This is a genomic window from Clostridium sp. N3C (genome assembly GCF_900095445.1).
Taxonomy (GTDB): Bacteria; Bacillota; Clostridia; order Clostridiales; family Clostridiaceae; genus Clostridium_AU.
Window position 1 is genome coordinate 13,218 of record NZ_FMJL01000008.1, and the last position, 14,112, is coordinate 27,329.

At 33.7% G+C, this 14,112-nt stretch carries 9 protein-coding genes and 1 tRNA gene; all 10 read left to right on the forward strand.

The annotated features are described in order from the left end of the window. The first annotated feature begins 40 nt into the window (after window positions 1-40). The 10 genes from N3C_RS04295 to asnA all read left to right on the forward strand — a co-directional run bounded on the left by N3C_RS04295 (window position 41) and on the right by asnA (window position 14,062). A complete protein-coding gene (locus tag N3C_RS04295) occupies window positions 41-2,245 on the forward strand; it encodes a transglutaminase domain-containing protein (RefSeq protein ID WP_074364833.1) in 2,205 nt (734 codons plus the stop codon). A 279-nt stretch (window positions 2,246-2,524) separates the two neighbouring features. Next, window positions 2,525-2,698 (forward strand): hypothetical protein, encoded by a 174-nt coding sequence (locus tag N3C_RS14960; RefSeq protein WP_178377762.1) that lies wholly within the window; start codon window positions 2,525-2,527, stop codon window positions 2,696-2,698. 185 nt (window positions 2,699-2,883) lie between these two features. Then, a tRNA-Leu gene (locus N3C_RS04300) sits at window positions 2,884-2,963 on the forward strand. A gap of 197 nt (window positions 2,964-3,160) precedes the next feature. Then, window positions 3,161-4,222: an N-acetylmuramoyl-L-alanine amidase family protein gene (locus N3C_RS04305; RefSeq protein ID WP_074364834.1), complete on the forward strand. Its 1,062-nt coding sequence runs from the start codon at window positions 3,161-3,163 to the stop codon at window positions 4,220-4,222. Between the two features lie 117 nt (window positions 4,223-4,339). Next, a complete protein-coding gene (locus tag N3C_RS04310) occupies window positions 4,340-5,161 on the forward strand; it encodes a Cof-type HAD-IIB family hydrolase (protein ID WP_074364835.1) in 822 nt (273 codons plus the stop codon). A 112-nt stretch (window positions 5,162-5,273) separates the two neighbouring features. Next, window positions 5,274-5,741 (forward strand): tRNA (cytidine(34)-2'-O)-methyltransferase, encoded by a 468-nt coding sequence (locus N3C_RS04315; RefSeq protein ID WP_074364836.1) that lies wholly within the window; start codon window positions 5,274-5,276, stop codon window positions 5,739-5,741. A 10-nt stretch (window positions 5,742-5,751) separates the two neighbouring features. Next, window positions 5,752-6,633, forward strand: a complete 882-nt coding sequence (locus N3C_RS04320) for a DegV family protein (RefSeq protein ID WP_074364837.1) — start codon at window positions 5,752-5,754, stop codon at window positions 6,631-6,633. A 365-nt stretch (window positions 6,634-6,998) separates the two neighbouring features. Next, a complete protein-coding gene (gltB, locus tag N3C_RS04325) occupies window positions 6,999-11,537 on the forward strand; it encodes a glutamate synthase large subunit (protein WP_074364838.1) in 4,539 nt (1,512 codons plus the stop codon). A gap of 1 nt (window position 11,538) precedes the next feature. Beyond that, on the forward strand, window positions 11,539-12,957 hold the full coding sequence (locus N3C_RS04330; protein ID WP_074364839.1) for a glutamate synthase subunit beta: 1,419 nt from the start codon (window positions 11,539-11,541) through the stop codon (window positions 12,955-12,957). Between the two features lie 97 nt (window positions 12,958-13,054). Further along, window positions 13,055-14,062, forward strand: a complete 1,008-nt coding sequence (gene asnA, locus N3C_RS04335) for an aspartate--ammonia ligase (RefSeq protein ID WP_074364840.1) — start codon at window positions 13,055-13,057, stop codon at window positions 14,060-14,062. Window positions 14,063-14,112: the final 50 nt, after the last annotated feature.

Sequence of the window (14,112 nt, forward strand, 5' to 3'; positions counted from 1 at the left end):
AAATGTGGTTGCTGGTTATCTATAAAAAGGATGTGATTAAATGGAGTGGTTTAAGCAGCATATAGTAGGTATATTTGTACACTATATAAATATACTTTTTATATTCATTCTTATGACTATCTGCTATCGAATAGATGACTTTAACTATCTTTACATAACTTTGATTTATGTAGCTGTTATCATGCTCTATCTTTTTTTCAATGGAGTCTTAAATACTGCCTTTAAGAAATTTATATTTTTAGCTATTCTTTTTACTGCCTTGGTGATTTTTGCTTTTATCTTTAAAGCATTTATAATGGATTTCTTTTATCAAAAGATTATATATAATATTGGAATAATTAACAATAAATTATATGATGGCCAAGTTACCTTTTTTTATATGTACAGACCTATAATAACTGTTGCATTACCAGCAATATTAATTGTTTTATTCATTTTGTATGAACATAGAGTTACTAATGGCATACTCCTATTATCTTTATCAGAAATGATATTTTTTTGGTATTTGGAATACAAAAGTGAAGTAACAGCTATGATACTTCCCTTTACCATCATTTTTATAGGTACTTATATGCTTAACAATTATAAAAAGAGTGAAGTGCAATTTCAAAAAAAGGGTATATACTCTTCTATTGATGGTAAAAAATTATTTATAAATATTCTTGTATTTACTATTGTTGCAAGTATTATATCTTTACCTTTGCCACAGGAAATAGAAGGTAAAGATAATTTATCTATATTAAAGGCTTTAGATAAAAAGCAACAGGCCTCTAATGGTTTAGTTAATGTAGAATCTGCTACTAAGGGAGTTTTTTCCTTGGGGCAAACCGGTTATTCAAATACAGAGAAAAAATTAGGTGGACCTATACAGTTAAATAAAACTTTAGCTTTTAAAGTTAAAAGTGATAAGAGCTACTATTTAAAAGGTGATGTAAAGGATGAATACACTGGCTTTTCTTGGAGAAACACCATTGAAGATTTGCAAGCTTTTGAATCAAATATTAGTCCTGAAGTAGAAAAAGCTAGGTACAGCAATTATACCTCAAATCTCTTTCCTAGTACGGAGTTAAAGGAGCTTACAATTTATCCTGCTAATTTAAAAACTACATCCTTTATGGTACCCATGTATACAAATTACATTAATTATAGTAAGAAAGGTATAATTGTTGCAGAAGATAGAGCCATATTTATGGCTAATGATACCATAAAAAACGAATATACGGTGCAATTTTATGATGCAGATTTTACGAATTTAAAACAGGATTATTACGGATTATACTATTTTCAGAATGAAAACTATCAAAAATATTTGCAACTACCGGAAGGTATTACTGAAAGAACAGCAGATTTAGTATATAACCTAGTAAAGGATTGTAATACTGTTTCAGAAAAGGTTGAGAAGATAAGAAATTATTTATCTGAAAACTACACTTATACTTTAAATGCTTCCCAATTGCCAGAAGGAAAGGACTTTGTTGATTATTTTTTATTTGAAGATCCAAAGGGATATTGCGTTCATTTTGCCACTGCTTTGACAATTATGTATAGAATAGCAGGTATACCTGCAAGATTTGTAGAAGGCTATAAGATGAATGATGCAACAATAAAAAATGGATTATATAATGTTACTAACGATACCGCCCATGCTTGGGTTGAGTATCTTGTAATGGATGACGTATGGGCAATAAGTGATTGTGCTCCTACAGCCTTTGAAGAAAACTTACGTACACAGGAGCAAGAAAATCAGCAGAATGAAGAAAAACCAGTAACAGATATTAATACACAAACAAAGAAAACAGAAAATATTACAAGTACTATCAACAAGAATAATACTAAAGATGAAAAAAATAATACTATTACCTTAAAGATAGGCTCTAGAATTATATATATTGCCATCACTGTACTAGTCTTAAGCCTTATATTATTAAGAATAGCATTTTCTAATAGCAGAAAAAGAAAAATGTTAAACAGCGAAAGTACAATTCCTTTATACAGCTATGTTTTAAAGAGATTGAAACGCTACAAAATAAAGAAGGATCCGGCCTTAACGGATAAAGAATTTGCTCAGCGGCAAGAAAAAGAATTGCAAGAAATATTGCTTCCGCTAACCGAACAAGTATATGTTGAATTTTACGGCGGTATAAAGAACAAGAAATTCGAAAAAAGCAAGACTTACTATAGTTTTGAGCAATATTTGAAGAAAAAAGAGAATAATCTAAAGTATTTTTTAAAAAAAATTTTTTAGTGTTGTTTTTTTAGCATATGTTTTATACTTATTTGCGTAATACAGGCAGACACATTAGATACAGGTTCTAGTTCCGTTATAACGCTGAAAAATCAATAATTTATATTAGATTAACATTGGAAACTTTAAAAACCCACATAAGATTTTTAGCAGAAATGCTAATTGTCTGATGTGGGATTTTTTTATATAGGAAGGTGAAAATATGATTCATATTAAATCAAAAGGAAAATTAAACTTAATGTAGAATTTTATAAACTTTACATAGATTGAGGTGAATATATGGAAAGTAAGTATAATATGCAAAAAGAAAAATTTATAGCTAAAAACTTTTATGAAAGAGAAGAAGTTCAATATGATGTGTATGAAAGTTTAGAAAGTCATGAACGAGATTTTGAAGAAATAAACGGAATAAGAACATATTATAAGTTGTGTCCTCCACAAATTAATAATTGAAACACTTAAATTGTAAAGCTGATACTATAATTAGTATCGGTTCTTATGTTTGATAATGTAAGAAAATAATTTTATATAAGATAACTTATTGTTTTTTTTACGTTAATAATGTAATATAAGAGTAAATACATCAAAAGTCTTACGTTGGTTTTGCAAAAAAATCTAGCGTGGGATATTGATTACAGGCGGATATGGCGGAACTGGCAGACGCACTAGATTCAGGTTCTAGCGGGAAACCGTGCAGGTTCAAATCCTGTTATCCGCACTGAGAATAAGGCTTTCAGCAAAAATGCAGAAAGTCTTATTTTTTGCCAAAAATAGGATAGATACAAAAAAATGAATTATTTAAATAAAATACTATTCAAACATATAAGCTATATGATAAAATATAAATTATTATAACTACTTATACTTCTTGTATGTTTAAAAAATCGTTTAAAGGAGTAAGGATGTGTCATTAACGTGAGGTTAAGAATAAAGAATAAAATAAGATTCTGTATATCTATGTCCATATTATTTATATTACTTGTATTAGCTTTTAACGGTTGTAAGCGTTTTATTAATAAAATAGTAGCCTCTGAAGTTATAGAATCCAAAAAGACAGTTTCTAACAAGAATAAGACCGGAGAAGGTTCAATTAATATTAGTGATTCTGGTAGTATCTCCTTTGAGGAGAATGATTATTTTAAAAAGTACATAATTAAATTAGTGGACAAGGAGCATTATAAAGGTTATAAAGAGGATAGTAATTGTATTTATTTAGATTTAGTTAATGTAGATAAACATCAGTTAAATTCTAATAGTTTTAAGGAAGTAGATAAAAATATATATTTATCTAAATTAGATGGAAGTACTACTTTGACTGTAAAGAAGGAGTTTTCGGAGAATAATTTTGTTTTTCTTAATCAGCTCACTGATGAGTTATTGGTTTTAGTAAGTAAGAAAGAGAATCCTTTTACCCATACTGTTATAGTAGATGCTGGTCATGGTGGCGGAGATCCAGGAACAGAGGCTTATGATAATAGCTTTTTGGAAAAGGAAGTAACTTTGAAGATAGCACTAGAAATAAGACCCCAATTAATTTTCAATGGTAAGAGAGTAGTAATGACAAGGGATAAAGACTTAGCAGATAATGAATATTTAGCTCTTCAAGAAATTGTTGATATTGCTAATGAAAACAATGGGGATGCCTTTGTTTCAATTCATATTAACTCCTACGATAAAAGTCAAGCATATAATGGTATAAGCGCTTATTATACTAAAACAAATGTTGTGCCTCAGGAAAGCGAGGCTATGGCTAAAAAAATTCAAGAGAAAATTTTAACTTCTGATAATTGGAAGGATAGAGAAGTAAAGTCTGAGAATTTTAAGGTAATAAAATCAGCAAAAATGCCTGCAGTTTTAGTGGAATGTGGATTTGCCAGCAATCCAGAGGATGTTAAAAGACTAAATGATAACAAGGTTTTGAACAATCTTGCCAGAAATATAGCAGCAGGAATAATAGAATATTTAGAAGGTAAATAATAAATTAAAGTCGCCTAAAAAGGGCGGCTTTAATTTATAGAAAGTAAAATTTTAAGTTAAATATTGCGTAGTTATTTTAAAAATTGCTAATATTCTATAATAAGGAGGTATATAAATATGAAATATAAAATGCTTTGTGTGGATATGGATGGTACATTATTAAATAATAAAAAAGAAATTACTGATAGGACTAAGATAGCTTTGAAGAAGGCAGAGGAGGCCGGTGTTAAGGTTGTTATTGCCACTGGAAGGCTATTTACCTCCGCTTATTATTATGCAGATTTAGTAGGATTGAAGACTCCTATAATTTCTGCTAATGGAGCATTTATTAGAGAAAAAGATAAAAACCAAGTTATATATGAAGCTTTATTAGGAAAAGAAAATTGCTATAGAATTTTAAATATAATTAAGTCCTATGGGATAATACCTAACTTTCATACAGCAAACACCATTTTTACTGAAAGGAATAATGCCCATGTTAATAATTATATAAAAATAAATGAAAAGCTTAAAGAAGGTAATAAAATTCAAATTCAGTTTGTAAAGAATTGGAAAGATGTTTTTGAAAAATATCAAAGTAGCATTTTAAAATGTATTGCCATTGATGAGGATTTGGATAAGATTCAAAAAGCAAAAAGGGAACTGGCTGACTGTGATGGCCTAGAAACAGTAAGTTCTTCAAAAGATAATTTTGAAGTGATGTGTCAGGGGGTATCCAAGGGGAGAGCAGTAGAAATGTTAGCAGCTTATTATAATATTCCAAGAGAAGCAGTGATTTGTGTTGGAGATAGCGAAAATGATATATCTATGATAGAATTTGCTGGACTTGGTGTAGCCATGGGAAATGGTGATAAGGAAATAAAGGATTTAGCCCAATATATAACCTTATCCAATGAAGAAGATGGTGTAGCTAAGGTTGTTGAGGAATATATATTATAGAAAAAATCATTGCTTTACTAATTAGCAGTTATGAGGTAATATATGAAGAGTAATAATAATTGTATTATAATGTGAATAATTTGGAATTATTAACAGCAAGGAGGTGTTATGGTTGAATTTAAACATAGTTCTATTTCAACCTGAAATACCGCAGAACACAGGTAATATTGGTAGAACATGCGTCCTAACAGACTCTACTCTTCATTTGATTAAACCTTTAGGGTTTAGTATTGATGATAAGCAGGTAAAAAGGTCAGGGTTAGATTACTGGCCACAACTTAAATTAGAAATACATGAGTCTTATGAAGAGCTTAGACAAAAGTATCCAGATGCTACTTTTTACTTTTCAACTACAAAAGCAACTAAGAGATATACAGAAGTGTCTTTTAAACAAGGAGATTTTATTGTTTTTGGACGTGAATCTTCTGGTTTGCCAGATTATATCCGTGAAAGCAATAAAGAAAATCTCATTAGATTGCCTATGCTTGAAACCAGTACACGTTCATTAAATTTATCAAATTCAGTTGCAATCATGGCTTATGAAGCATTACGACAAATGAATTTTCCAAATATGAAATAGGGGGGAACAAATGGCCAGTATTATTATTACAGATTCAACTTGTGACCTTACATTAGAGTATGTTCAAGAAAATGCTGATATTCTTGATATTTTGGGTATGCCAGTTAATGTAGACGGTTGCGAGTATCTGGACGATTTTGGTAAAACTCTATCACATGATGAATTTTATGCTAAACTAAGATCCGGTGTTATTCCTTCCACTGCGCAAATTAATGTTTTTAGATTCAAGGAAATATTCGAAAAGCATTACAAAGCTGGCAATTCTATAATATATATAGGCTTTTCTTCTGGAATGAGCGGAACTTTCAACAACTCCTTGCTTGCTCGTCAAGAAATATTAGAGGAGTATCCAGATGCGGATATTACTGTTGTAGATTCTTTATCTGCCTCTATCGGTCAAGGAGTATTAATAGTAGAAGCTATTGATTTATTAAGACAGGGGAAATCAAAAGAAGAAATTGTGGAGTGGATAGAGAGTAATAAATTAAGATCTAATCATTGGTTTGCTGTAGATGATCTAAAATATTTGAAAAAGGGTGGTAGAATTTCAGCTACTACAGCAGTAGTAGGAACAGCTCTAAATATAAAACCTATATTAACTGTTGATTATAGCGGTAAATTAGTACCTTACAGTAATGTAAGGGGAAGAAAGAAATCTATGAAGTTTTTAGCTGATAAAGTTCATGAACATATGGAAAATATAGAAGAAAGAACTTTAATTATTGGGCATGGTAACTGTCCAGAAGATGCACAAATGCTTAAAGAATATATACTTGAAGCATGCACACCAAAAAAGATACTGATATCAGAATTATCAGCAACAATAGCTTCTCATGTAGGACCTAATATGATAGCTACTGCATTTGTAGGAAGTCCTAGAGAAGTGAAATAATTAATATTAATTAGGAATCATAAATAATTATAAATTGTTAATTAATGGCTGTATTTAGTTTTATGGACTAGGATGCAGCCTTTCTTAGTAGAAATATATTTCTCATAATGAAAGAACCTTGGATTTACTTTTACTATTGTTTGAAATTTATTTCATTTTTTTTTAAGTGAGTATTTACATTTTAATGAAAAGGTGGTATAATAACTTTAACAACAGCAAAGGCGCTGTAGGTTATAAAACCTGCGGCGCCTTTGCTTTTTTGCTTTATTGCATTGAACGAATGTCAAAATAATACCTTGCTAAGTGTAATTCTAATTTAAAATTACACTGCTAAAGGGGAATTTAGATAAGGGGGACTATGAAATATGTACGGAATAGGTTTACCGTCAGCGCAAGGATTATATGACCCAAGTAATGAAAAGGATAGCTGTGGAGTTGGATTTGTAGCAAATATTAAGGGGGAGAAAAGCCATGGTTTGGTAAAGAAAGCCTTGGAGGTACTTAACAATCTTACCCACAGAGGTGCTGTTGGGTCTGATCCTAAGACAGGAGATGGAGCAGGAATTCTTACGCAGATTCCAGACGAATTTTTCAGAATATGCAGTGAGAGCTTAGGAATTAAGCTTCCGAAGGCACCTAACTATGGTGTAGGTATGGTGTTCCTTCCAAGAGAACCCGCTGCTAGATTACAATGCGAGGGGATTTTTGAAAGAATAATTGAAGAAGAAGGTCAAAAAGTTCTTGGTTGGAGAGATGTTCCAGTAGATAACAGAGTAATTGGAGAAACAGCCAAGGGTACGGAGCCTACCATTAGGCAGGTTTTCGTAGAAAGTACCTGTGGTTCTCAAAGAGAATTTGAGAGAAAGCTTTATATTATTAGAAAAAGAACTGAAAATGAAGTAAATAAGCTTGTTAAAAGAGGATCAGAGTATTTCTATGTTTGTAGCTTATCAAGCAGAACAATTGTTTATAAAGGACTTTTTGTAGCTCAACAAATTAAGAGCTATTATATAGATCTGGATGATATTAATTTTAAAAGTGCTATAGCTGTTGTGCATCAGAGATATAGTACAAATACCTTCCCTACTTGGGGATTGGCTCAACCCTTTAGATTTTTAGCTCACAATGGTGAGATAAATACAATAAAGGGTAATAGAAACTGGATGCATGCCCGGGAAGGTGTTTTAGAGTCAGATGTTCTTGGTAGTGATATTAAAAAGCTTTATCCAATAATAAGTAGGACTGGTAGTGATTCTGAGTCCTTAGATAACATTTTCGAATTGTTAGAATGTGATGGAAGAAGTATGTGTCATGCTATGATGATGCTTGTCCCAGAAGCTTGGAAGCATGATGATAAAATGGAGGATTACAAGAGAGCCTTCTATGAATATCATGGTTCTTTAATTGAACCTTGGGATGGACCGGCTGCCATAGCATTCTCTGACGGTGTACAAGTTGGTGCAACGGTAGACAGAAACGGTTTAAGACCAGCTAGATATGTTGTAACTAAAGATGGATTAGCAATTTTAGCTTCTGAAGCTGGCGTGCTAGATATAAAACCGGAAGAGGTTGAGAGAAAAGGTAAGCTTAAACCAGGCAGGATGTTTCTTATTGATACAAAAGAGGGTAGAATCATTGAAGACGAGGAAATAAAAAAGACAATTTGTACAAGTAAGCCTTATGCAGAAATGATTGCTAAGAATAAGAGTAGACTTGAAGATTATCCAAAGGTTGAGGAGGAGCAAATTACTTGCAGTAATGATTTGAAAGAAAAACAGGGAGCCTTTGGATACACTCTTGAGGATTTAAATATTATTTTATCAACTATGGCAAAGACTGGAGCAGAACCTATAGGCTCCATGGGAAATGATACCCCATTAGCGGTATTATCTAATAAGCCTCAGCTTTTATTTTCATATTTTAAGCAACTTTTTGCACAGGTTACAAACCCTCCAATCGATCCAATAAGAGAAGAACTGGTTATGTCACTAATGAACTACATTGGTTCTCAGGGGAATATATTAAATAAAGAAATTTCTGATAACCCCTTTATAGAAATAGAAAGTCCGGTGCTTAGTGATAGTGACATGGCTAAGATTAAAAACTTCAAAGATAAAAACTTTAAAACTACGGTTATACCTATAACCTTTAAATATGATACTGGCATTGAAGGATTCAAAAAAGCCTTGGATAAGATTACTGAAAGAGCATCCAAACGTATAAAGGAAGGTTACAATATCATTGTTCTTAGTGACAAGAAGGTGGATGCTTATGATGCCGCTATACCTAGTTTATTGGCAGTGGCAGCATTACAGCAGTACTTAATAAGAGAGCAAACTAGGACAAAGGTATCCATAATAGTTGAAACTGGAGAAGCTAGAGAAACAATGCATATTGCTCTTCTATTAGGTTATGGAGCCACTGCAGTTAACCCTTATCTAGCCTTTGAGACTATTGAACAAATGATTAAAGATGGGGACATCCAGGGAGTTACTCCAGAAAAGGCTAAGGAAAATTATATAGAAGCTATAAATCATGGTCTTTTAAAGATATTATCCAAAATGGGTATATGTACAATTCAAAGTTATCACGGTGCTCAAATTTTTGAGGCTGTGGGACTTAATAAAGAATTTATAGATGTTTACTTTGAAGGTACTCCATCTAGAGTAGGTGGTGTAGGTTTAGATGTAATTGCAGAAGAGGTGCTTATAAGACATAGGAATGCTTATAACAATTTAAGAAAGCCTCTTAGAGAATTGGAGACCGGTGGTCATTATGCTTGGAGAAAGGATGGAGAGTTCCACCTATTTAATCCAATGACTATTTCAAAGCTCCAAATTGCAGTAAGACAGGGCAAATATGATGTGTTCAAGCAGTATACAGATCTTGTTAATAATCAATCAGAAAATCTCTGTACTTTAAGATCTCTTTTAAAATTCAAGAAGGGCAATCCTATTCCTATAGATGAGGTTGAACCGGTAAGTGAAATAGTAAAGAGATTTTGTACAGGAGCAATGTCCTTCGGCTCTATTAGTAAGGAAGCTCATGAAACTATAGCAATAGCTATGAATAGGCTAGGAGGAAAGAGCAACTCCGGAGAAGGTGGAGAAGATTTTGCAAGATATATAATTGATGAAAACGGAGATAACAGAAAAAGTGCTATTAAGCAAATAGCTTCAGCTCGATTTGGAGTGACAACGGAATACCTAGTTAATGCTCAAGAGTTGCAGATAAAGATGGCTCAAGGAGCTAAGCCTGGTGAAGGGGGCCAGCTTCCAGGTAGAAAGGTAGATGAGGCTATAGCAAGAGTTAGACATTCCACTCCTGGTATTGACCTTATATCACCACCACCTCATCATGATATTTATTCTATAGAAGACTTAGCACAGCTTATATTCGATCTTAAGAATGTAAACTCCTCAGCAAGAATCAGTGTAAAGTTGGTTTCAGAGGTTGGTGTAGGAACTATAGCAGCAGGTGTTGCTAAGGCCCATGCAGATGTAATTCTAATTAGTGGTTACGATGGTGGTACTGGAGCTTCTCCTATATCTTCCATAAAGCATGCAGGATTACCTTGGGAGCTAGGATTAGCAGAAACTCACCAAGTATTGCTTATGAATAATCTTAGAAGCAGAGTTCGTCTACAAACCGATGGACAGTTGAAAACTGGTCGCGATATAGTAATCGCCACATTGCTTGGTGCTGAAGAATTTGGTTTTGCTACAACAGCCCTTGTAGTTATGGGATGTACAATGCTTAGAAACTGCCATATGAACACCTGTGAAATGGGTATTGCAACTCAAGATCCTGAACTAAGAAAGAAATTCAGAGGAAAACCAGAACATCTCATTAATTTCTTCACTTTCCTTGCCATGGAAGTTAGAGAAATCATGGCGGAGCTTGGCTTTAGAACTATAAATGAGATGGTAGGAAGAGTAGATATGCTTGAAGTAAACAAGGATATCAATCATTGGAAGGCTAAGCAGTTGGATCTTTCAGCAATACTATATAAGCCTGATGTTCCTACTAGAATAAAGCCTTACTGTGTAATGGCACAGGATCATGGATTAGAAGAGTCAATAGACTATAAGTTAATTCAGATTGCAGGACAGGCTCTAGAAAGTAAAACTCCTGTATCAGGGGAATTTGAAATAAAAAATACAAATCGTTCAGTGGGAGCTATGCTTAGCGGTGAGATTGCTAAAAGATATGGTCATGAAGGTCTTCCAGAGGATACTATAACCTTCCAATTTAAAGGTTCAGCAGGACAAAGCTTTGGTGCCTTCGGAGCTAAGGGGCTAACTCTAATTCTTGAAGGAGAAGCTAATGACTATGTAGGCAAAGGCTTGTCTGGTGCTAAGTTAGTGCTTAAGACACCAAAAGAGGCTACCTATGAGCAAGATTTAAATACTATAGCAGGAAACACTATCTTGTATGGAGCTACCAGTGGTAAGGTTTTTGTTAATGGATTTGTTGGTGAAAGATTTGCGGTAAGAAACAGTGGTGCAGAGGCTGTAGTAGAAGGTGTTGGCGATCACTGTTGTGAATATATGACCGGAGGAAGAATAGTTGTCCTTGGAAAAACTGGAAAGAACTTTGCGGCTGGAATGAGCGGTGGTATAGCTTATGTTCTTGATGAAAATGAAGAATTCTCCTATAAGTGCAACATGGAATTTGTTGAAATTGAAGTTCTTCAGGAAGAAGATGATATTAAAGCGGTATATGATATGATAAGCGAGCATTACAAACTCACAGACAGCAAGAAGGCAAAGAGAATTCTAGATCATTGGCAAGAGTATATAGGTAAGTTCAAGAGAATCATTCCAACAGCCTATAAGCAAATTTTAAATGCAAGAAAGGCTGAAAGTGCAGACTTACAAGCTAAGGAAAAGGTAGGTGCTTAATATGGGTAAGGTAACTGGCTTTAAGGAATATAAAAGAGAAGTTTCAGCAAAGCGACCTGTGGAGGAGAGAATAAAGGATCATAAAGAAATTAAAATAATGCTTCCTGCAGACAAGCTTCAGATTCAAGGTGCCAGATGCATGAATTGTGGAACTCCATTCTGTAATTATGGCTGTCCTTTAGGCAACCTTATACCAGATTATAATAACATGGTATATTTGGGACAATGGGAAAAGGCTTATAAAAGATTATCCTTAACCCATCCTTTTCCGGAATTTACCGGAAGGATTTGCCCAGCACTGTGTGAAGGTTCCTGTACTCTTGGGGTAAACAGTGAGCCAGTGTCTATAGAGGATATAGAATTATCTATTATTGAAAAGGCTTATGAAGAAGGCTGGGTTAAACCAGTTGTTCCAAAATTAAGAACTGGCAAAAAAGTTGCGGTAGTAGGTTCTGGCCCCTCCGGACTTGCTGCCGCCTACAAGCTAAACTCCTATGGACATAATGTAACAGTTTTTGAAAAAGAGGATGAAATAGGAGGTTTGTTAAGATACGGAATTCCTGATTTTAAATTAGAAAAGAGATATATTGAACGTAGAATAGAAATTCTAAAGGAAGAGGGAGTAGTTTTTAAAACTAATTGGGAAATAGGAAAAGATTATGGAGCTAATCAGCTTAAGGAAGAATTTGATGCTGTGGTTCTTGCGGGAGGTTGTCAAGTTCCAAGAGATCTTAAGGTGGAAGGTAGAGAACTTGAAGGAGTATATTTTGCAATGGAATACTTGACAGAGCAAAATAGAAAGAATGCAGGAAAGGCAGTTAAATTCAAGGATATTGATGCAAAGGGGAAAGTTGTCGTTGTTATAGGTGGTGGAGATACTGGTTCCGACTGTATTGGAACGGCTAAAAGACAAGGAGCAAAGGAAATTTATCAATATGAAATAATGCCAAAGCCACCAGTAGAGAGAGATGATACCATGCCTTGGCCAGAGTATCCAAGGACCTTAAAGACTTCTACCTCCCATGAAGAGGGCTGTATAAGAGAATGGTGCATCACCACAAAGAAACTTGAAGGAAAGGGCGGTAAGGTTACTAAGCTACATGGAGCTCGAGTACAATGGCAGAAAGATGAGAAGGGCAGATTTACAATGACTGAGATAGAAGGCAGCGAATTTGAGCAAAAAGTAGATTTAGTGCTCATTGCTATGGGATTTACTAATCCAATTTATGAAGGAATGCTTAAAGAACTTGATGTAAAACTTGATGAAAGAGGTAATGTATTAACAGATAATAAGTACATGACCTCCATAGAAGGTGTTTTTGCAGCAGGTGATATGAGAACGGGACAGTCTCTAGTAGTAAAAGCTATTAGTGAAGGGTTAAAGGCTGCAGAAGCTGTAGATGAATATCTTATGAAGTAAATTTATGAAATATTAATTAAATAATGAAGGTTTTGAGAAATGTCAAAAGTTTCTGTAAAAATAACCTTCTAGATATATAAAAAAGGAGTGAAAAGAAATGGCTAAAATTACAATTCCAGAAGGTTATAAGCCTTTGCTTAACCTTTATGAGACTCAAACCGCTATCGGAAAGCTTAAGAGGACTTTTGAAGATAATTTATCAAAGGCTTTGAACCTTAAGAGAGTTTCCGCACCACTATTTGTTGATCCTAAAACTGGATTGAATGACAACCTAAATGGTATCGAACGTCCCGTAAGCTTCGATATTAAAGAGACAGAAACAATAGCAGAGGTTGTTCATTCCCTAGCTAAATGGAAAAGAATGGCTCTTTACACTTATGGCTTTAGCGCCGGCGAGGGACTTTACACAGATATGAATGCAATAAGAAGAGATGAAGAAATGGATGAATTACATTCCGTATATGTAGACCAATGGGATTGGGAAAAGGTTATTAGTAAAGAAAATCGTAACGTTGAATATTTAAAAGAAACTGTGAAATTGATTGTAAATGCTGTATGCGATACTCTTGATGAAGTAAAAAAAGAATTTCCACAGATTCCGGTAATTTTAAGCAGAGAAGTAAGCTTTGTTACTACTCAAGAGCTTGAAGATTTGTATCCTACTGTATCTCCTAAGGAAAGAGAAAATCTATATTTAAAAGAGCATAAAACTGCCTTCATAATGCAAATAGGAGATAAGTTAAAATCAGGTGAAAAGCACGACGGTCGTTCACCAGATTATGATGATTGGCAATTAAATGGAGATATTGTATTTTGGAATGATTTATTAGGAAAAGCCTTTGAGGTTTCATCTATGGGTATCAGAGTTGATGCTAAGTCTCTTGATGAACAATTAACAAAGGCTGGATGTGATGATAGAAGAGAGCTTCCTTTCCATAAGATGCTCCTAAATGGAGAACTTCCATTAACTATGGGTGGTGGAATAGGCCAATCAAGATTATGTATGTTATTGCTAGCTAAAGCTCATATTGGCGAGGTTCAGGCTTCAATTTGGGACAGCCAAACTTATGAATCATGTGAAAAGGCTGGAATAAAACTTTTATAAGCTAAATGTAAATTTAAAAAATTTATATTACACAAAGGCGTGTATCCTAC

What these genes read in the sequence shown, in the direction of transcription:
- N3C_RS04320 (WP_074364837.1), top strand. Translation starts at nt 5,752, where the DNA reads ATGGCCAGTATTATTATTACAGATTCAACTTGTGACCTTACATTAGAG.
- N3C_RS04295 (WP_074364833.1), top strand. Translation starts at nt 41, where the DNA reads ATGGAGTGGTTTAAGCAGCATATAGTAGGTATATTTGTACACTATATA.
- N3C_RS04310 (WP_074364835.1), top strand. Translation starts at nt 4,340, where the DNA reads ATGAAATATAAAATGCTTTGTGTGGATATGGATGGTACATTATTAAAT.
- gltB (WP_074364838.1), top strand. Translation starts at nt 6,999, where the DNA reads ATGTACGGAATAGGTTTACCGTCAGCGCAAGGATTATATGACCCAAGT.
- N3C_RS04330 (WP_074364839.1), top strand. Translation starts at nt 11,539, where the DNA reads ATGGGTAAGGTAACTGGCTTTAAGGAATATAAAAGAGAAGTTTCAGCA.
- N3C_RS14960 (WP_178377762.1), top strand. Translation starts at nt 2,525, where the DNA reads ATGGAAAGTAAGTATAATATGCAAAAAGAAAAATTTATAGCTAAAAAC.
- asnA (WP_074364840.1), top strand. Translation starts at nt 13,055, where the DNA reads ATGGCTAAAATTACAATTCCAGAAGGTTATAAGCCTTTGCTTAACCTT.